At 63.2% G+C, this 19,034-nt stretch carries 21 protein-coding genes; 13 read left to right on the top strand and 8 right to left on the bottom strand.

The window, feature by feature from the left end; all coding sequences use genetic code 11:
* The first annotated feature begins 145 nt into the window (after positions 1-145).
* The 3 genes from AC1C2Q_RS01325 (at position 146) to AC1C2Q_RS01315 (ending at position 3,374) form a co-directional block, all read left to right on the top strand.
* On the top strand, positions 146-1,501 hold the full coding sequence (locus tag AC1C2Q_RS01325) for an inorganic phosphate transporter (protein ID WP_495431670.1): 1,356 nt from the start codon (positions 146-148) through the stop codon (positions 1,499-1,501).
* Positions 1,498-1,833 (top strand): peptidase, encoded by a 336-nt coding sequence (locus AC1C2Q_RS01320; protein ID WP_495429262.1) that lies wholly within the window; start codon positions 1,498-1,500, stop codon positions 1,831-1,833. Before AC1C2Q_RS01325 ends, AC1C2Q_RS01320 begins: the two co-directional genes overlap by 4 nt.
* 80 nt (positions 1,834-1,913) lie before the next feature.
* The gene (locus tag AC1C2Q_RS01315) at positions 1,914-3,374 is read left to right on the top strand and encodes an aspartate ammonia-lyase (protein WP_495429261.1); all 1,461 of its coding nucleotides are present in this window, start codon (positions 1,914-1,916) and stop codon (positions 3,372-3,374) included.
* Between the two features lie 71 nt (positions 3,375-3,445).
* Here the strand turns inward: AC1C2Q_RS01315 and AC1C2Q_RS01310 are convergent, their stop codons facing one another.
* The gene (locus AC1C2Q_RS01310; RefSeq protein ID WP_495448709.1) at positions 3,446-4,315 is read right to left on the bottom strand and encodes a fumarylacetoacetate hydrolase family protein; all 870 of its coding nucleotides are present in this window, start codon (positions 4,313-4,315) and stop codon (positions 3,446-3,448) included.
* A 61-nt stretch (positions 4,316-4,376) separates the two neighbouring features.
* Between AC1C2Q_RS01310 and AC1C2Q_RS01305 the strand changes: the two genes are divergently transcribed.
* The 3 genes from AC1C2Q_RS01305 to AC1C2Q_RS01295 all read left to right on the top strand — a co-directional run bounded on the left by AC1C2Q_RS01305 (position 4,377) and on the right by AC1C2Q_RS01295 (position 6,859).
* Entirely contained in the window at positions 4,377-5,591 is a 1,215-nt protein-coding gene (locus AC1C2Q_RS01305; protein WP_495448708.1) for a PrsW family intramembrane metalloprotease, read from the top strand.
* A gap of 199 nt (positions 5,592-5,790) precedes the next feature.
* Positions 5,791-6,159 (top strand): FKBP-type peptidyl-prolyl cis-trans isomerase, encoded by a 369-nt coding sequence (locus AC1C2Q_RS01300; RefSeq protein ID WP_495429258.1) that lies wholly within the window; start codon positions 5,791-5,793, stop codon positions 6,157-6,159.
* A gap of 145 nt (positions 6,160-6,304) precedes the next feature.
* On the top strand, positions 6,305-6,859 hold the full coding sequence (locus AC1C2Q_RS01295; RefSeq protein WP_495429257.1) for a YceI family protein: 555 nt from the start codon (positions 6,305-6,307) through the stop codon (positions 6,857-6,859).
* Positions 6,860-6,887: 28 nt separating this feature from the next.
* Here AC1C2Q_RS01295 and AC1C2Q_RS01290 read toward each other — a convergent pair whose 3' ends face one another.
* Positions 6,888-8,171: an MFS transporter gene (locus AC1C2Q_RS01290; protein WP_495448707.1), complete on the bottom strand. Its 1,284-nt coding sequence runs from the start codon at positions 8,169-8,171 to the stop codon at positions 6,888-6,890.
* 154 nt (positions 8,172-8,325) lie between these two features.
* On the opposite strand from AC1C2Q_RS01290, the gene rpsO reads away from it, so the two are divergent.
* The 3 genes from rpsO to AC1C2Q_RS01275 all read left to right on the top strand — a co-directional run bounded on the left by rpsO (position 8,326) and on the right by AC1C2Q_RS01275 (position 9,793).
* Positions 8,326-8,595, top strand: a complete 270-nt coding sequence (rpsO, locus tag AC1C2Q_RS01285; protein ID WP_495429255.1) for a 30S ribosomal protein S15 — start codon at positions 8,326-8,328, stop codon at positions 8,593-8,595.
* A 108-nt stretch (positions 8,596-8,703) separates the two neighbouring features.
* Positions 8,704-9,486 carry a hypothetical protein gene (locus AC1C2Q_RS01280; protein WP_495448706.1) on the top strand — a complete coding sequence of 261 codons (783 nt, stop codon included), beginning with the start codon at positions 8,704-8,706 and terminating at the stop codon, positions 9,484-9,486.
* The gene (locus AC1C2Q_RS01275) at positions 9,479-9,793 is read left to right on the top strand and encodes a transcriptional regulator (RefSeq protein WP_495448705.1); all 315 of its coding nucleotides are present in this window, start codon (positions 9,479-9,481) and stop codon (positions 9,791-9,793) included. The genes AC1C2Q_RS01280 and AC1C2Q_RS01275 overlap by 8 nt, the downstream gene beginning before the upstream one ends.
* On the opposite strand, the gene AC1C2Q_RS01270 is transcribed toward AC1C2Q_RS01275, so the two are convergent.
* Positions 9,781-10,791: an isopenicillin N synthase family dioxygenase gene (locus AC1C2Q_RS01270; protein WP_495448704.1), complete on the bottom strand. Its 1,011-nt coding sequence runs from the start codon at positions 10,789-10,791 to the stop codon at positions 9,781-9,783. The genes AC1C2Q_RS01275 and AC1C2Q_RS01270 overlap by 13 nt on opposite strands.
* Positions 10,792-10,865: 74 nt before the next feature.
* Here AC1C2Q_RS01270 and AC1C2Q_RS01265 point away from each other — a divergent pair, with 74 nt between their 5' ends.
* Entirely contained in the window at positions 10,866-11,309 is a 444-nt protein-coding gene (locus AC1C2Q_RS01265) for a hypothetical protein (protein WP_495429251.1), read from the top strand.
* Here AC1C2Q_RS01265 and AC1C2Q_RS01260 read toward each other — a convergent pair whose 3' ends face one another.
* Positions 11,310-12,446 carry an acyltransferase family protein gene (locus AC1C2Q_RS01260; RefSeq protein ID WP_495448703.1) on the bottom strand — a complete coding sequence of 379 codons (1,137 nt, stop codon included), beginning with the start codon at positions 12,444-12,446 and terminating at the stop codon, positions 11,310-11,312.
* 110 nt (positions 12,447-12,556) lie between these two features.
* On the opposite strand from AC1C2Q_RS01260, the gene AC1C2Q_RS01255 reads away from it, so the two are divergent.
* Together AC1C2Q_RS01255 and AC1C2Q_RS01250 are read left to right on the top strand one after the other, a co-directional pair.
* On the top strand, positions 12,557-13,783 hold the full coding sequence (locus AC1C2Q_RS01255) for an LLM class flavin-dependent oxidoreductase (RefSeq protein ID WP_495429249.1): 1,227 nt from the start codon (positions 12,557-12,559) through the stop codon (positions 13,781-13,783).
* A 2-nt stretch (positions 13,784-13,785) separates the two neighbouring features.
* Positions 13,786-14,430, top strand: a complete 645-nt coding sequence (locus AC1C2Q_RS01250) for an FMN reductase (RefSeq protein ID WP_495448702.1) — start codon at positions 13,786-13,788, stop codon at positions 14,428-14,430.
* A gap of 6 nt (positions 14,431-14,436) precedes the next feature.
* On the opposite strand, the gene AC1C2Q_RS01245 is transcribed toward AC1C2Q_RS01250, so the two are convergent.
* Positions 14,437-15,117, bottom strand: coding sequence for a response regulator (locus AC1C2Q_RS01245; protein ID WP_495448701.1), 681 nt, complete (start codon positions 15,115-15,117; stop codon positions 14,437-14,439).
* Positions 15,114-16,412: a sensor histidine kinase gene (locus tag AC1C2Q_RS01240; RefSeq protein ID WP_495448700.1), complete on the bottom strand. Its 1,299-nt coding sequence runs from the start codon at positions 16,410-16,412 to the stop codon at positions 15,114-15,116. Before AC1C2Q_RS01240 ends, AC1C2Q_RS01245 begins: the two co-directional genes overlap by 4 nt.
* Positions 16,413-16,568: 156 nt before the next feature.
* Between AC1C2Q_RS01240 and AC1C2Q_RS01235 the strand changes: the two genes are divergently transcribed.
* Positions 16,569-18,005 (top strand): cation:dicarboxylate symporter family transporter, encoded by a 1,437-nt coding sequence (locus AC1C2Q_RS01235; protein ID WP_495448699.1) that lies wholly within the window; start codon positions 16,569-16,571, stop codon positions 18,003-18,005.
* A gap of 77 nt (positions 18,006-18,082) precedes the next feature.
* Here the strand turns inward: AC1C2Q_RS01235 and AC1C2Q_RS01230 are convergent, their stop codons facing one another.
* Both AC1C2Q_RS01230 and AC1C2Q_RS01225 read right to left on the bottom strand, forming a co-directional pair.
* The gene (locus AC1C2Q_RS01230) at positions 18,083-18,262 is read right to left on the bottom strand and encodes a DUF5302 domain-containing protein (RefSeq protein ID WP_495448698.1); all 180 of its coding nucleotides are present in this window, start codon (positions 18,260-18,262) and stop codon (positions 18,083-18,085) included.
* Positions 18,263-18,271: 9 nt separating this feature from the next.
* Complete coding sequence (locus AC1C2Q_RS01225; RefSeq protein ID WP_495448697.1) at positions 18,272-18,892, bottom strand: DedA family protein; 621 nt, start codon at positions 18,890-18,892, stop codon at positions 18,272-18,274.
* Between the last annotated feature and the right edge of the window lie 142 nt (positions 18,893-19,034).

The following is a 19,034-nucleotide window of genomic DNA, read 5'->3' as shown; positions in this document are numbered from 1 at the left end:
GTCCCTGTCAAGTTGACCGATGCCGAGGAGGGTGCGAGGATTTATCGGGCCCGGTTAACGGAAGTAAAACCCACGGTGAACTTTTCGTTCAACACGCCGATTTCGTCGGCATCTGTCTTCCTTCACACCAACCCGAAAGCGAATGGTGGAAACCGCAGCCCTCATTGTCGTGCTGGTCATCGTGCTGGCGCTGTTCTTCGACTTCACCAACGGGTTTCACGACACCGCGAATGCGATGGCGACGCCCATTGCAACCGGCGCTCTGAAGCCCAAGACCGCAGTCCTTCTCGCCGCAGTGCTGAATCTTGTCGGCGCCTTCCTGTCGACAGAGGTTGCCAAGACGGTCTCCGGCGGCATCGTCCGCGAAGACGCCATCATCGAGATGGGTGCTGATGTCTTCCTGCCGCTGATCTTCGCGGGACTCATCGGAGCGATCACGTGGAACATGCTCACCTGGCTTCTCGGCCTGCCGTCGAGTTCGTCGCACGCGCTCTTCGGCGGTCTCATCGGAGCGACCCTCATCGGCGTCGGCGCCAGCGGCATCGACTTCGGCATGGTCCTGTCCAAGATCATTCTTCCTGCACTCATCGCGCCGCTCACCGCCGGAATCATCGCGCTGACCGTGACGAAGCTCGCTTACTCGATCACCCGGCGGTATGACAACAAGCCGGACGGCCGTGACGGGTTCCGCTGGGGTCAGATCTTCACTTCTTCGCTCGTCGCCCTCGCGCACGGAACCAACGATGCTCAGAAGACGATGGGTGTGATCACGCTCGCGCTCATCACCGTTGGGTGGCAGTCGAGTGAGCACCACGAACCAGAGTTCTGGGTGATCGTGGCCTGTGCCTGCACGATCGCTCTGGGTACCTACCTCGGCGGCTGGCGGATCATCCGCACGCTCGGCAAAGGACTCACCGACGTCAAGCCGGCGCAGGGCTTCGCGGCCGAGAGCTCTACTGCGGCGACGATCCTCGCATCCAGTGCTCTGGGCTTCGCGCTCTCGACGACACAGGTCGCCTCCGGATCTGTCATCGGTTCCGGTCTGGGACGTCGCGGTGCAACGGTGCGCTGGGGTACTGCGGGCCGCATCGCAATCGGCTGGGTTCTGACCCTTCCGGCCGCGGGCGGCGTCGGCGCACTCGCAGCGCTGATGGTGATATGGCTGGGCGGGTGGGGCATCGCGATCGACGCGGTTCTCGCCGTCGCTGTGATCATCTGGGTCTTCCTGCGTTCCCGCCGTGACGCGGTGACTTCAGAGAATGCGATGAGCGATGTCGCAGAGTCCGGCCACGCGATCGAACTGCCGGACACACCACCTCCCACGCGTCGCCGGCAGCGTATTGAGCAGGCCAAAACTGAGGCAAGGGTCCGCGCCAAGGCAAAGGCTGATGCAAAGGCCAAAGCGAAAACAGACGCGAAGGTTAAATCCAAAGCAGACGCTAAGGCCGCAGCGAAAGCGAAGGCCAAGTCCGATTCCAAGACGCAGGAGAGCGCACAATGAGCGTCGTCATTGACTGGGCCGCATTCCTGCAGGTGTTCGGCGCTGCGCTTATCGGCGCGACTGTCATCGTCACGTTCTACGCGCTCGGGCTGCGACTCCTCGTGCGCGCCGGCCATGCGCCGGTCGTGACTCCTGCGGAGTTTACTGATGCGATCACCGTGATTTCCGAGAAAGAAGCCAATCGCGCCGCCAAGCAGGCGGCAAAGGCTGCGCGGAAGAATCCGCTGACGGACGGGCAGAAGCGCGTCGCGCTTGTCGGTGCCTATGCGTGTTTCGCGGTGTGTGCCGCGGCTGTGGTCGCCGGTATCGTCCTCATCGTGGTGGGTCACTGAGGCGACAATTCGTATGCGGGTGCGCGAGGCCTAGACTGGGACTATCACCCGAAACCCGCCACGACCCACAAGGATGTGACATGGCTTCTGCCGCGCCCACCACCACCCGCACCGAGACCGATTCCCTCGGGAGCATGGAAATTCCCGCCGAGGCGTATTGGGGCATCCACACCGCCCGCGCTGTCGCGAACTTCCCGATCGCGAAACGACCGATCTCGGTCTATCCGGATCTGATTCGGGGCTTGGCAATGGTGAAGCAGGCAAGCGCCAGGGCCAACAAGGAGATCGGCGTTCTGGATGCCGAGCGGGCGAACCTCATCGACGCCGCCGCGCAGCGCGTCATCGACGGCGAGTTCCACGAGCAGTTCACTGTAGGTGTCATCCAGGGTGGTGCCGGAACCTCGACGAACATGAATGCCAACGAGGTCATCACCAATGTTGCCCTCGAGATGGCTGGTCGCGAGAAAGGCGATTACGCGTTTCTCAGCCCCATCGACCACACCAATCGCAGCCAGTCCACGAACGATGTCTACCCGACAGCGATCAAGATCGGGCTCTCGCTGAACCTGCGCTCGCTGCTGGATGAACTCGACCTCTTGCGTCGCTCGTTCCTCGGTAAAGCAGGTGAATTCCACAATGTCCTGAAGGTGGGGCGCACCCAGCTGCAGGATGCCGTGCCGATGACGCTCGGGCAGGAGTTCCACGGCTTCGCGACGACGCTGGGGGAGGATCACAGTCGTCTTACTGAGAACGCCAAACTCATGTTCGAGATAAACATGGGCGCAACCGCGATCGGCACGGGGATCACGACCCACGCAGGCTATGCACCATACGTGTTGAAGCACCTGCGCGAGATATCCGGGCTCGATCTGGAGACGGCGACAGATCTCGTCGAATCGACGAGCGACACCGGTGCCTTCATGTCGTTCTCGTCAACGCTCAAGCGCAATGCCATCAAGCTTTCGAAGATCTGCAATGACCTGCGTCTGTTGTCGTCCGGCCCGCAGGCGGGCCTCGGCGAGATCAATCTGCCGGCGAAGCAGGCTGGGTCAAGCATCATGCCGGGCAAGGTCAACCCCGTGATCCCCGAGGCAGTGAACCAGGTGGCCTTTGCAGTGGTCGGCGCGGACATGACCGTCACCATGGCGGTCGAGGCCGGTCAGCTGCAGCTCAACGCCTTCGAGCCAGTGATCGCGCACTCGATCTTCCAGTCGATCACGTGGATGCGCCAGGCAATGTGGACCCTCCGCGTCAACTGCGTGGATGGCATCACCGCAAACGAAGACCGTCTCGGTGCCATGGTTGGCGCGTCGGTGGGCGTCATCACCGCGCTGACGCCGTTCATCGGCTATGCGGCGGCCGCGGCTCTCGCGAAGGCTGCGCTGCTGACGAACCGCAACGTCGCAGATCTCGTCGTGGAGGCCGAACTGATGTCTCGTGAAGAAGTCACCAAGCAGCTGTCGCCGGCACGGCTTTCGGGGCTGGAGGCCGTCACCTCGGCCATCCCCATCATCTTGCCGGACGATCTGATTCAGATCTGACGCTGGCTGTTTTCAGCCGGGGCTGCCTGTCTTCAGTCGGCCCGGCTGACTTCACTCGGGGCCGGCTGACTTCAGTCGAGGATTCGGCAGTGCGTGGTCAGTTCCCCGATGCCGTCGATACCGACTGTGACGGTGGAACGGTCACGTAGGAAGATCTGTGGGTTGCGTGAGTAACCGGCGCCGCCTGGACTCCCCGTGGAGATCAGTGTCCCCGGCTGCAGCGTGATCGACTGCGACAGATGGGCGATGAGCTTGGCAACAGACCTGACCATCTGCTCGGTCGAGGCATCCTGCACGGTGTGGCCATCCACGATGGTCCAGATATGCAGGTCCTGCGGGTCGGGAATCTCGTCTGCGGTCACTACGAACGGTCCAGTCGGTGTGAAGCCGTCGAAGGACTTGCAGCGCGACCACTGCGCCTCGGCGAACTGGATGTCGCGGGCGGTGATGTCGTTGACGACCGTGTAGCCCCAGACGTGGTCGAGGGCTTCCTCTGTGGAAACATTCTTCGTCGGCCGCCCGATCAGCACGCCGAGCTCGGCCTCGTAGTCGATGGACTCGCTCAGGCTGCGGGGCCACTCAGTCGTGGCCTCGTGGCCCGTGAGCGAGTTCGGCCAGAGCGTGAACACGGTCGGGGCGGTGTCTGTCTTCAGGCCGAGCTCACTGGAATGGGCGGCATAGTTCAACCCGACAGCAAGGATCACCGGCGGGTTCAACACTGCAGAGGCGAAGCCGAAACCGGAGAGCGGATGCCGCGCTGCGGTGCTGTCGGCGAGTGCTGTCCGTAGCGCAGTGAGTGTCTCATCACCGCCCTCGATGAGCTCTTGCAGTGTGACGGGAGCGGGGGAGAGGAGATCAGCGACCATGATGGCCTCGGAGTCCTCGATGACCGCGAGCTGGGCGTCGGAGCTATCTGGCCGGCGCAGGTGGGCGAAACGCATGATGTCTACGCTACCTGCCGCGCGTTGCCACTGGTGTGGACAGTACCCCTAGGCTTTGGCTATGACATTCGGAGGACCGGCACAGCCGCAGTACACGCCGCCGGCTCAGCAACACACATATGCTTCAGCACTCGCGCAGCCCGTGAGCTACTCGCCGCCGGCTCCGGTCGCGCCAGCATCGGCCCCTGCACTGCCGTCACTGCCGGTTCCCGTGAAACAGGGACGCACGGTGTCCGTGTGGCTTTTCGGTGTGTTGGGCTTCGCGCTCGTCATCCTGATCGGCTATTTCGTCTGGGCTCTCGGGTTCGTCGCATCCGGAGTCGGCCTCGTCCTCGCGCTGATTCCGTTGACCATCGTGTTCCTCGGTGTTTACATCATCGATCGATGGGAGCCGGAACCGAAGCTGTTCATCGCGTTCGCCATCGCCTGGGGAGCTATCGCCGCAGTTGGCATCACGCTGCTCGTCGACCTCGCAATCACTTTGCTCATCGGCCTCCGAGCAGAGTCGCTCGCCGCCGTCATCCAAGCGCCGATCGTGGAAGAGCTTGCCAAAGGCTTAGGGATCTTCCTCATTTTCGTGATCGGCAAGCGGGCATTCGATGGGCCGGTCGACGGCATTGTCTACGGCGCATTGATCGGTGGTGGCTTCGCATTCACTGAGAACATCCAGTACTTCGCGATCAGTCTGATCGAAGGAGGTGGAGTGAACTTGACTGCGACGTTCGTGATGCGCGGATTGCTCTCACCCTTCGCTCATGCCATGTTCACTGCCCTGACCGGGTTCGCGATGGGGCTCGCGGTGCGCCGCCACGCTTCTGCCGGTGCAGTGCTCGGCGCGGGTGCACTCGGACTTCTCGGGGCCATGCTGCTGCACGGTCTCTGGAACGCCTCGGCGATGTTCGCCGACTTCTTCGCGCTGTACGTCACCCTTCAGGTGCCGCTGTTCATCGGCTTCATCCTTGTGATCGTCGCGCTACGCAAGGAGGAGGCGCGCGTCACCAGAGAGCGGCTCGGTGAGTATGCCGGGGCGGGCTGGTTCACTCCGGAAGAGGTGACGATGCTGGCGACTCCAGCCGGACGCAAGGTCGGACTCAACTGGGCCGCTTCGCTGCGTGGTGACCGTCGCCCGCTGATGAAGCAGTTCATCAAGGATGCGACTGCTCTCGCTGCCGTCCGCCAGCGCGCGCTCACCGGTCGTGATCCTCTCGCGACTGAGGATGAGCGCGCGCTGTTGACGCGCACACGCGCGACACGCGCGGCATTGCTCGCGTATTGAGCGCAACGCCAATGGCAAGACTCAGCGCCCGGTGCTGCGGCGATGCCTGCGAGACTCCCGGGCGCTGAGTTGATCTGACACTAGGGTGCACCCGACCGCGGATGATGTCAATAGCCTCGTCACTATGCCCGCCGAAGTGTTCGCTCTGGGCTGGTGTCCTCGCATTGACCGCGCCTCGTCGCTCCGGTTGGATGGAGTCATGACTGATCGCACAAAGCCCGAGTTCGACGCCCCCACCGGCCCCGCGCCCGCAGAGCTCGTCATCCGAGACCTCATCGAAGGTGACGGTGCTGAAGCCAAGCCCGGCGACACCGTGACCGTGCACTACGCCGGAGTCGAGTTCGACTCTGGCGAAGAGTTCGACTCCTCCTGGGGTCGTGGCGAGACGATCCAGTTCCCGCTGCGCGGCCTGATCCAGGGCTGGCAGGACGGCATCCCCGGCATGAAGACCGGTGGTCGTCGCGAACTGGTCATCCCGCCGCACCTCGCATACGGTCCTGCCGGTTCAGGCCACTTCCTGTCCGGGAAGAGCCTCATCTTCATCATCGACCTGGTCGCCGTCGGCTGATCTGATCGCATTGAGTGAAGGCCTCTGTCCCCTCTGGGACAGGGGCCTTCACTTTTTTCGCCATTCCGTGGAATAGATGCAGCCGCATGTAAGTTGTGTCTATGTGAACGCCGCCAAGCGGCCCCAATCTTTGAGGAGAAACTCCATGACCGCAATTGACGTCCCCGGCTACCGTGCAGGCACCTGGATCCTTGACCCCGCACACAGCGAGGTCACCTTCAGTGTCCGCCACATGATGATCTCGAAGGTGCGCGGCACCTTTGGTATGAAGAGCGCGACGCTGGTCGCTCCCGAGAACCCACTCGACGCACGTGTTGATGCGTTGGTCGATGTCACCTCGATCGACACCAATGATGAGGGTCGCGACGGCCACCTGCGTTCAGCGGACTTCTTCGACGTCGAGACCTACCCGACCATGGAGTTCGTCTCCACCGGTGCGCGCGTCGACAACGGCGACTTCTTCATCGATGGCAACCTCACGATCCGTGGCACGACCAAGCCGGTCAGCTTCGAGTTCGACTTCGGTGGCTTCGGCACCGACCCGTACGGCAACTACAAGGCCGGTGCGTCCGCGACGACCACTATCAACCGTGAGGAGTTCGGGCTCACCTGGAACGCTGCGCTCGAGACCGGCGGCGTGCTCGTCGGCAAGGACATCACGATCAACCTCGACCTGCAGGGCGCTCTGCAGCAGGATTGATCACACTCCTCAGAGAACCCCGGGTCCGTCAGGGCTCGGGGTTCTCTGCGTCGTAGTCGCGGAATCGAGGCGTGAGCCGGACGAGCATCGCCACCAGCACGATCACGACGAAGCCGCCGAGGAGGGGCGGGAACCAGAGTGAGGTGAGAGTTGCGAGTGTTCCGGCGTAGAGCGCGCCGATGCGCGGACCGCCGGCGACCACGATGATGAAGATTCCTTGGAGCCTGCCGCGGATGCTGTCGGGCACAGACGACTGCATCATCGTGTTGCGATAGATCGAGCTGATGTTGTCAGATGCTCCGGATGCCGCGAGTGCGATGCACGCGGCGATGATGAGGCCGAGATTCGCCGTAGTTTCACTGACCGGCGGCATCCACACGCCGGTTAACAGGACCGCGCCGAATACAAGAATGGATGCCCCGTAGGCCTGTATGGCACGCTGGATGCCTCGACCGTGCCAGCGATAGCGCACGATTCGGCCGGAGAACAGGCTCGACAGGAATGTTCCGGCCGCTACCGCTGCCGTCAGCGCTCCCGTCGTCACGGCGCCGCCACCCAGTAGCAGCGTGCCGAGTGCGGGGTACAGCGCAAGCGGGTTGCCGAACGTCATCGCGATGATGTCGAGGATGTACTGCATCCGAATGTTGTGGGCGCGCTTGAGGAATCGCCAGCCATCGACGAGTGATTCCAGCCCAGGGCGCACGATCGTGCCTTCTGGGCGCAACGGCGGCAGGGTCCAGAGCCCCATGAACATCGCCAGCATCAATACGACGTCGATCGAATAGGTCCAGCCATAGCCCGTCGCTGCGACGAGAACTCCTGCCAGAGCGGGACCGACCATGACCATCACGCCGATCGTGATGCCGTTCAGAGCCGATGCTGCGGCCAGCAGTTCGCGCGGAATCAGGCGTGGGATGATCGCGCTGCGAGTTGCCATCCCGACGGAGTTCCCGGCGGCGTTGACTGCGCTGAGCGCGTACAGCCACCAGATGGTCTCGAGTTCGCCCCAGGTGAGAGCGGCGAGCACGACAGTGGAGGCGAATGTGATGACTGCGGCGATAAGTGCCACTGTGCGACGATCGAACGCGTCGGCCAGCATTCCGCCGTATAGCCCGGCCAGGATCATCGGGATGAGTCCTGACACTGCGACCATCGAGACTGCGAACGTACTGGCAGTGAGCTCGTACACGTGCAGCATGACGGTGACGAGGGTGAGCTGGCCTCCGAGTCCGGAGAGGGTCGACCCGATCCACATTCTCGTGAACGCCTTGCTCGCGCGAAACGGTCGCAGGTCGATGAGGGCGTTGTGCACGTCACGAGGCTATCTGTTCGGCTGTCGATGCCGGTCCGTGAGCGTGCTGCGGGCTGGTAAGCTGTACAGGTTGCCGTTTGATCGGCCGCGGATAAAGAGAGCCCACGCATCAGGTGTTGGGCGCCGCGCAACGAACTGAAAGGGGATCCCATCTATGCCACTCGAGTCTGACGCCAAGAAGGCGATCATGGAAGAGTACGCGACGCACCCCGGTGACACCGGATCCCCCGAGGTGCAGGTCGCGATGCTGACGCAGCGCATCAAGGACCTCACCGAACACCTCAAGGAGCACAAGCACGACCACCACTCGCGTCGTGGCCTGTTCCTTATGGTGGGTCAGCGCCGTCGTCTGCTCGGCTACCTCCAGGACATCGACATCGCGCGTTACCGCACGCTGATCGAGAAGCTTGGACTTCGCCGCTAAGGCAGCGCACCAGCGTAATATCGCACTTCTTCCGAAGGCCGTCCCAGGTGTGGGGCGGCCTTCGTCGTTGTATGGCGGGTCGCTCGTTGACCGAACGCGGACTTTCCGGTGCGCTCACGGCGTGAAGAGCGCATCGATCGCCGGGCACTGGCTCTGATGTCGCTGGTGAACGCGATCGTTCTGTCGATCTACGTGACGATCGCTGCCTTCGCGATCGGCGTGACGCAGGTGAACTTGTCGTTCATCGTACTTGTGGCACTCTTCATGCTCTGGATCCAGTTCAGCACCGAGTACCGCGAAAGTCATGGAATGCTGGGCTCGCCGCTGGCGCAGTCTAGGTCGGTGAACCTCGGATTCGTCGCGGTGCTGCTCGTCGTTGTGGTCGGTGGGTTCGTCGTCTCCGCCATCGGCGTGGAGGTTCCCGTGATCGTGCGCCTCATCCCCGGAGTCGTCACGCTCCTCATCATGGGGATCCCCGCTCTCCGTGACATCCGCCGGTCTGCACCTATCGACACCAGCGTGAAACGCAGGCGACTGACGCTTTCTGAGCGGTGGGCGACCATCGGCGCAGGTGTGATCATGGCTGCGAGCATCTGGGTTCTTGGTGCCGGTGGTCCGGTGCTGACGCCCTTCTTCGCAATGTCCGTGATGGTTTACTATCTCGGCTGGTGGGTCGCCGGACGGATCAGCGAACGGCTCCCGGCCCTTGGCGCTGTGTGGGCGTGGCCGCAATGGCTGGTGTTCGCTCTCGCCGGCGCGGCCGTGGCCGCGGTCATCGCCACGCAACTTCTTGGCCTTGCAGCATCCATCGCAGCACTGGCACCTTTCGGCGCCATGACCATCCTGCTGCTTTTCGTGGGCAGCGCATTCTTGGACGGTCGAGATGGCTGAGAAGCACCCGCGTCTGCGGTTGGACGACAACTTCGCCAGCCCTATCCGCTTCTCGCTGATGGCTGCACTTCTCGACGGGAACGAACTCGATTTCGGTACCCTTTCCGACATCCTTCAGGTGGGGGACTCGGCGCTCAGCAAGTCGATCTCGCATCTGAATGTCGCTGGCTACGTCGCGACGCGGAGGGGCGATGTCGGAAGTCGCCCTCGGACATGGGTGCGCTCGACGGCGAAAGGCGAGCGCACCTTCGCCGCACACCTCCAGGCGCTTCAGGAGATCGTCGAGTTCGGTGGTCAGCGCGGTTGAGCCGTTCCCACCAGATCCGCATGGTGGATCGCGGCGACATCGGGGTGCGCGCGCAGACGCGACTTCAGAGCGTTCTCCCCGTACAAGCTGTGGATCGGGTTGCTCGGGTCTTCGGACACCCCGGTCGCTTCGGATTTAAGCTCGTCCGGCAGCTCGATCAGCGGCAGCTTCGCATCCAGCGCCGGGCTGAAGAAGAACGGCGCTGAGATGCGGTCCTCCGGAGCCTTCAATGAGATCACACGATGGTTCGTGGCTTTCAGATAACCACCGGTAGCGTACTCGAGCATCTCACCGATGTTGACGATGAAGGCATCATCGACGGGAGGGGCGTCGACCCAGTCGCCGTCGCGCTCGACCTGGAGGCCGCCCTTGCCCGGCTCCACCCAGAGCAGCGTCAGCACGCCGGAGTCCTTGTGCGCTCCAACACCCTGTTGGGGCTCGGGCTCGTGGGTTCCTGGGTAGCGGACGATCTTCAACAGACTGGCCGGGTCGCCAAAATCGGCGTCGAAGTGGGTTGGCTCTGCACCGAGCGCCTGAGCCCAGCTGCGCAGCAGCTTGCGGGAGATCCCGGTGAGGTGCTCACGCCATTCCTCGGCGACCTCGCGCAACTCCGGCTGATCGGCCGGCCACAGGTTCGGGCCGATGAGTCGGTTGAACGCCGGGCCGTCCTCGATCGGCTCTCGCTCCGGGCCGATGTCGATCTGCTCACGCCAGTCGATTTCGCCCTGCGTGCGCTCTCCGCCGACGCGTGTGTAGCCGCGGAAGTGCGGGCTCGTCACATTCTCGATCGCGAGCTTCTCGTCCTCCGGGAGATTGAAGAAGTCGACGGCAGTTCGGTGCAGCCGGCGGAACAGCTCGGGGGCGATTCCCGTGCCGGTGAGATAGAAGAAGCCGACGTCGTGTGCGGCCGTGGCGAGTTCGTCGCGGAAACGCGCGGCCGCCTCCGGGCCCCTGTCGAGTTCGGACAGGTCGAGGACGGGGAGATTCAGATCAGCCATGACCCTGAGGCTAAACCGACACTGCGCTGCGACGGGCGAGTGTTACGGATAACGTCGGCCGATAGCCTGGATGCATGGCTCGTCTATGGATCTCACTACGTCTCGTGTTGCCTGCCGTCTGGATCGGTCTGATCATCGGCTTGAGCTTCATGGAGACGCCCTTGAAGTTCCATGCACCGGGAATCACTACGGCCCTCGGCCTTGGCATAGGTCGCCTCGTATTCATCGCCCTCTCGGTCGCCGGTTGGATAATTCTCGTTGTACTCACATTGGTCGCTCAGGCCCGACCTCGCGAGACAAGAAGTGGTTGGATGCTGATCGCTGCCATGTGGGTGATCATGGCGGTCGAGTCATTCGTCATCAGGCCGACACTTGCCGCGCGCAGCGACGTCATCATCGCCGGTGGTGATCCGGGCGAGTCGTGGCTGCACTACGGATACATCGCTGCCGAACTGCTGCTGCTCGCAGCGCTCGTCTGGTACATCGTGCTCGGCGCGCGTCGCATCAAAATAGCCTGATCAGCTGTCGCGAGAGCGGCGCGAGCCCGTCGGATCTTCGCGTCGTGAGGTGTCGATGCCGAGTCGTTCATCAGAGAACAGCCAGCGGGCCCGCGGCTCGACGAGCGGGCGGAACAGCCACCTGACCGGCTTGGTTGCTAGCACCAGCGCGATCACGATGGAGAGCATGATCACGGTGGGCAGCCAGATCCAGGTCGGCTCTGCGTCGCGAAGGATGCCGGACTCGCGGAACGGGTAGAGCACGAACGAATGCAGCAGATACACATACATCGTGTACTGCCCGAACCTGGTCCACCAGGTGGTGCGACGGGGAATCAGCACGAAGAAGGCAGCGCTGAGCAGCAGTCCGATGGCGATCAGAAGCAGACGGATTCCGCCTGACCACCACTCATCTCCGCCGAGGTCTGCGTAGGTGTCGTCGTAGAAGAACCACTTGTCCAGGTCGATGCTGGCCCAGAGTTCAACCCAGTTCCACGCCACGAAGGCATCCACTGCGAAGATCAGCACGGCGACTAAACGCAGCCACCATGGCCGGAAATCGATCAAGCGGAATCGGTCCACAACATCGTGCTCTCGCATCCACCATCCGAGCACGAAGAACGGCAGGAACCCGAGCGTGCGCGAGAGGGAGAATGTGCTGTCGACGTTGGTGAGGTAGCCCGCGCCGATCGAGATCAACAGGCTCCATAGGAGCGGCCAGCGCAACAGGGCAAGGTATGGCAGCACCAACCGGAAGATTCCGAGGGCGAGCAGGAACCACAGTGTCCAGGACGGTTCTGTGAGGTTCGGGTTCGCTTGCCCCTCGACGAGCCATTTCGTCAGCGTCCACAGCAGCTCGAAGATCACATACGGCACCAGGATGTCGGTGATGACGCGAGCCATCTGCTTCCTCGTCGGGGGCGCAGACTTGGAGAAGTAGCCGGCGATGATTGCGAACGCCGGCATATGGAAGGCGTAGAACGCGAGATACATCGCCATTGCGATGTCGGAGTCGTAAGTGAGGCGCTGGATTGCGTGACCCAGCACAACTAACACGATGCAAGCGTAACGAGCGTTGTCCCAGAACGGCACACGTCTCCGGGGCCTTGCAACGCTCCCGGTGATCGGTCCGGTCGGCGTTTGTGCGGTACTGCTCATTCAATGAGGCTACCGGTCGGGAATAAAGTTGCGTGGATGGTGTTATCTCATATACATTCATTTGCATGGAAGTGGATGCCATCAGCACCCCTCGAATCATGGAGAACATAATGAGCGAACCAGCCGACACCTCAGGCATCCAGTTCGGACTCTTCACTGTCAGCGACATCACGCAGAACCCCGTGACGGGCGAGACTCCCAGTGAAGGTCAGAAGATCAAGGACGCGATCACCATCGCGAAGCACGCCGAAGAGGTCGGTCTCGACGTGTTTGCCGTCGGAGAGCACCACAACCCGCCGTTCTGGTCCTCATCGCCCACGACGACGCTGGCTGCCATCGCTGCCCAGACCGAGCGCATCATCCTCTCGACGTCGACGACGTTGATCACGACGAACGACCCGGTGAAAATCGCCGAGGACTTCGCGATGCTGCAGCACATCTCCGACGGTCGCACTGACCTCATGCTGGGCCGCGGCAACACCGGCCCGGTCTACCCGTGGTTCGGCAAGGACATCCGCCAGGGCCTGCCCCTCGCAATCGAGAACTACGCTCTGTTGCGCAAGCTCTGGGACGAAGACGTCGTCGACTGGGAGGGCAAGTTCCGCACGCCGCTGCAGGGCTTCACTTCTACGCCCCGTCCGTTGGACGGCGTCGCCCCGTTTGTCTGGCACGGTTCCATCCGCACCCCGGAGATCGCAGAGCAGGCCGCGTATTACGGCGACGGCTTCTTCGCGAACAATATCTTCTGGCCGAAGGAGCACTACCAGCGCCTCATCGAGCTCTACCGTCAGCGCTTCGCGCATTACGGCCACGGCACGCCTGAGCAGGCGATCGTCGGAATCGGTGGTCAGGTCTTCATGCGCGCCAAGTCGCAGGATGCCGTGAACGAGTTCCGTCCGTACTTCGACAATGCACCGGTCTACGGTCACGGCCCGAGCATGGAGGACTTCACCGAGATGACGCCGCTCACTGTGGGCTCACCGCAGCAGGTCATCGATCGCTACGCGGCGATGCGCGACACGTTCGGCGACTATCAGCGTCAGCTGTTCCTCATCGATCACGCCGGGCTCCCGCTGAAGGTCGTGCTCGAGCAGCTCGACATCCTCGGTGGGGAAGTGGTGCCGGCTCTCCGCAAGGAACTGGCGAAGAACCGTCCGGCGAGCGTGCCGGATGCTCCGACCCACGCCGCCCGCGTGAAGGCGGTCTACGGGGATGGTCCCGCCCGACAGGCGGTCCCAGGCGCCAACCGCGGCGACAACCTCACCGCTGGTTCTCCCTATCAGGACACCCCAGCCCCCGCTGGTGCCGCATTCGGTCTCGGCAGGAAGGAAGCATGAGCATGAGCGCACGTCGTATCGCCGTCATTTCGGCGGGACTTTCCAATCCCTCATCCACCCGGATGCTGGCAGATCGTCTGGCCGCGGAGTCAGTGAAGCAGCTTGCAGAGCGTGACATCGAGGCCACCGTCGATTTCATCGAGCTTCGCGATTTTGCGCACGACATCACCAACAACCTGCTCACCGGATTCGCGCCGGCCGCGCTGGAGTCTGCCATCAACTCGGTGTACTCCGCGGACGCGCTCATCGCGGTGACGCCGATCTTCTCGACTAGTTACTCCGGACTGTTCAAGTCGTTCATCGACGTGCTCGATCCGGATGCCCTCACCGGCAAGCCGGTGTTGATCGGTGCGAACGCGGGCACGCCGCGGCACTCGCTGGCGATCGATTACGCGATTCGTCCGCTGTTCGCCTACCTGCACGCCGAGCCGGTATCGACGGGCGTGTTTGCGGCGTCGAGCGACTGGGGTGATTCCGGCGACCAGATCGCCCCGCTGGCGAAGCGCGTCGAGAAGGGCACGCGCGAACTCGCCGAGGCCATCGCGCGCAAAGCACCGGTCACCTCGACCGACCCCTTCGACCCGGCGAACTACCTCGGTGAGGGGCGCTCATTCGGACACCTGCTCGGAGGGCTCGCGGGGGAGTAGAGCTGCTCAGCGCCATCGGTACTCGGTCTCTGGGCGACCTCGGCCCCGGTACCGGGCGGCGCGCTCAAGCCTGCCCTCGTCCGCGAGATGCTCGAGGTAGCGGCGGGCCGCCACACGCGACATCCCCAGTTGCTCTGCGGTCTCGCTCGCCGACAGAACGCCCGCCGTGCGCGCGGCCGAAGTCACACGAGCGAGCGAGGTCGCGGAGAGGCCCTTGGGTACTCTGATGCTTCCGGTGGGGCGTGACGCGCCCAGAAGTGCATCGATCTCGGCCTGGCTGGCTTGTCCAGCAGCAGCGACAGCTTGCTCACGGTACGCGCGGTGCTGGTCCATGCGTTCTCGGAACGTCGCGAAAGTGAACGGCTTCACGAGGTACTGCACGACGCCCAGAGCGGCCACCTGACGGACCGTCTCGGCATCGCGGACACCGGTGATGGCGATGACGTCGACCGGGACAGAGCGTGCGCGCAGATGGCGTAGGACATCGAGTCCTGAGCCATCAGGCATCGTCATGTCCAGCAGAACCAGATCGATCCCCTCTTGAGGCGGGTCCTCAATAAGTGCGTGCAATGCGGCACGGGCGCCGGAGCACTCTCCGACGACGTCATAGCCGTCCAGCCGCTCGACGTAGTCGCGGTGCAGTTCGAGCGTGAGTGCATCGTCATCGACGAGGAGGGTATGGATCATGGTCGGGAGGTCTCCTCGGATGGACCGGACTTGTGAGCTCCGGGCAATGTCACCCGGAATGTCGTCGGGTCGGCTTCGATCACCACGGCGCCGCCGACACCGGTGACGATGGAGCGCACGAGCGCGAGCCCGACGCCCCTGCCGTCGGCGTCGGTGGGCTTCGTCGAGAACCCGTGCTGGAAGATCTGGTCGCGCAGTGAATCGGGAATGCCGGGGCCGCTGTCCGTGACCTCCAGCACCACCCAGCCGTTCGGCGCGGCGCTGACCGTGACCCGGACCCAGCGTTCGTCCGCACCGGCAGCCGCATCGAGTGCATTGTCGATCAGGTTTCCGATCACCGCGACGCTGTCGACCGGAGCAAGCACTGAGCGCGGCGCATCGGGGGCGATTCTCGCAGTCCAGTCGATACCGCGCTCCTTCGCCTGGGATGCCTTGCCCAGCAACAGCGCCCCGACGGTTGGGTCGCCGTCTCTTCGCGCAGTAACCTGATCCACGAGCGACTGGCTCTGCTGTGAAGTCTCGGCGAGGATGTCGATGGCTTCCTTCGTGCGTCCGAGTTCCAGCAGCGCGATGGCAGTGTGCATCCGGTTCCCGTGCTCGTGTGTCTGCGCGCGCAGGGCCTCGCCGAGGGTGCGAACCGATTCGTAGGAGGCCACCGCGTCGCGTACCCGTCCTGCCGGCAGATCGCCAGCGATGCGGCGGGTGTAGCGGCGAGCGAGGAAGGCGCCGAGGGAGCCTGCCGCAACGATGAGCACTGAGATGACGATTGCAGACGGCAACCGACGAAAGAACGACTCTGCGATGGATTCGACTGTGACACCGGCCGCCACCCAGCCGACATTTTGATCGTCTGTGTTCAGAACAGGGGTGATCGTTCGGATGGACGCTCCGAGGGTGCCGGTGAACTCCTCGGTGAGGGCGACCGGGGTGGTCGGGATCGTGCCCAGATAGTGGGCGCCGAGCTGAGTGGGGTCGGGATGTGTCACACGCATTCCGGTGGGAGTCATCACAGTGATGAAGTCCAGCGCGGAATGCTCCACGACGGCCATGGCATAGGGCTGAAGTGCGGCGGATGCGCCGTCGATGTCATCTCCGTCGAGAGCATCGATGACGCTCGGAGAATCGGCGATCGACTGTGCCAGCGCGATGGTGAGCTGTTCTGCCTCGGCGCGTGATGCGCGCTGGCTCTCGAAGGCGAGAATGATCGCGGCCAGGGCTCCTACCAGGACCGCAGTGATGAGCAGCACGAGGAAGACGTGCGATGCAGCACTGCGGCTGCGCTCCGAACGCGTCATCGCGATCTCCTCCTGCATCCTTGACCGGCTCCGCGGTCCACGACCAATACGACCACAAATGGTGCGCATCTGAGAACCCCGAGAGGGTGATACCCATTCACCGGCGACGTGCCGGACGTCATGCGACGACGCAGTTCATGATCACGGAGGAACAACATGGCTATCACAACGGGTTTCACACTTCCCGGGTACAACTGGCGCAAAGGCAAGCGCGCCTGGGACAAACACACCTGGCTTTATGTCTCGGTTCTCATCGCCGTCGTGCTGGGCGCTGCGATCGGGCTGATCTGGCCGGAATTCGCCCAGAGTCTTGAGCCACTGGGCAAGGGATTTGTCTCACTGATCAAGATGATGATTGCCCCGATCATTTTCTGCACGATCGTGGTGGGCGTCGGGTCCATTGCGAAGGCCGCGACGGTGGGAAAGATCGGCGGGCTCGCGCTGGCTTACTTCATGGTGATGTCCACCTTCGCGTTGGCGATCGGTCTTGTCGTCGGCAACATCATCCATCCTGGATCCGGCCTCGACATGGCCGGCGCCTCCTATGACGCTTCTGACACCGAAGCGAAGACGACTCAGGAGTTCATTCTCGGGATCATCCCCACCACGTTCTTCTCCGCGTTCACCGGCGAGAGCGTGCTGCAGGTTCTCTTCATCGCGCTGCTGGTCGGGTTCACCGTACAGGGGCTGGGGACGAAGGGTGCACCGATTATGGGTTTCGTGAAGCACCTCCAGGTGCTCGTGTTCCGCATCCTCGGCATGATTCTGTGGCTGGCACCGATCGGCGCATTCGGTGCGATCGCCGCCGTCGTCGGAAAGACCGGTGTCGCGGCGATCTGGAGCTTGGGACTGCTGATGGTCGCCTTCTACATCACTTGCATCCTGTTCATCGTCGGCGTGCTCGGTACGCTGCTGTACCTCGTCACGCGGCTGAACATCTTCCAGCTCATCAAGTACCTGGCACGTGAATATCTATTGATCGTCGGCACGTCGTCCTCCGAGTCGGCTCTGCCCCGACTCATCGCGAAGATGGAGCACATCGGCGTGTCCAAACCGGTCGTCGGGATCACGGTGCCAACCGGCTACTCGTTCAACCTCGATGGCACGGCGATCTACCTGACGATGGCGTCACTGTTCATCGCCGCGGGGATGGGACAGCCGATGTCGATCAGCGAGCAGATCGGCCTACTAGCCTTCATGATCATCGCGAGCAAGGGCGCAGCGGGGGTGACCGGCGCGGGGCTCGCCACACTCGCCGGTGGCCTGCAGGCATATCGCCCTGACCTCGTCGACGGCGTCGGCGTCATCGTCGGTATCGATCGCTTCATGTCGGAGGGGCGCGCGCTGACGAACTTCACCGGAAACGCAGTGGCGACCCTCCTCATCGGTACATGGACCAAGGAGATCGACCCGGAGCAGGCACGACGCGTGCTCCGCGGTGAGCGGCCCTTCGATGAGTCGATGCTCGAGGGGTCGTCTCACGACGGGATGTCCACCGCGACTGACGCTGTCGGCACACAGGGCCTGGAAGAAGCGGCCGTCGCAGAACTCGCGGCGAAAGAACAACGTGCCCGCGCCCGCGCCCAACGCTGAGCAATAACACCCCGCGAACGGAAGATCGCGAACGGAAAAAGATGAGGGCCACCCCGATCGGGGTGGCCCTCAGACGGTCAACCGCTCTTGCGTCGGAACTCGCGCCGCGTCTGCGGGGCGTGTGCCGCATGGACGGCGGAGTCGCCATCCAGATGCGTCTCACCACTGCGGTGATGTGCGTTCTTCTTCTCGAGCGCTTCCTTAAACTTGCGCTTCATGTCCTCAGAGGAGGAGGCTGCGCCTTCTTCGGTGCTCATGGGATCAGCCTACTCTGACGGGGGCTCGGCCGGGAAGGAATTGGGACTGCCAGCCCGTCGCCTGATGAGCAGATCGATGAGCGCGCCAATCGCCATCGCGACGGCGACCGACACGAGGATCGCGACGATGGGGCCGCCTGGCAGGATCGCGGCGAAGAATGCGCCCACCGCGACCTGGTAGGTGGCCCAGCCTGTGGTGGCGAGGACGACGAGGCCTACGTACCGTCCGATCGGAATTCGGGTTGCACCGGCGACGAGGTTGATGGCGAGGGGTGCAAAGGGGATGAAGCGTGCAGTGAACAGCACCACGGCCGTTCCTGATTCCAGACGCCCTCGCGCCCAGTGCTGTGCGCGCTGCACGCGCTCGGCGCGCATCCACCGCCAACGATCAACACCCACCCACCGCCCGACGCTGTAACAGAGCAGGTCTCCGATGGTGGCGGCTGCCGCGGCGCACACGATCACCAGCCATAGTGGGGGACTCCCCGTGGATATCGACAGAGCGCCGAGCGCCGTCACCGCGATCTCACCTGGAACCACCACTAAGAAGGCATCTCCGAGTACGAGCAACGCCATCACGCCCAGGGCCCAAGGACCGTTCGCCGCGTCCGCGAGTGCATCCAGATTCACTCCGCCAGAGTGTCTGGCGGAGGTGAACGGAAACCGAATTGGGGACGGCTGGTGAAGGACAGCCATGCAACAGGTGAACACTCGATGCCAGCCCCCGTCTGTGCGCGGAAGTGGCGACTTTGCACGGCATCCTGACATCGTG

It is taken from the genome of Microbacterium sp. Y356, from assembly GCF_059445355.1.
This window is presented reverse-complemented; position numbering and strand designations above follow the sequence as displayed.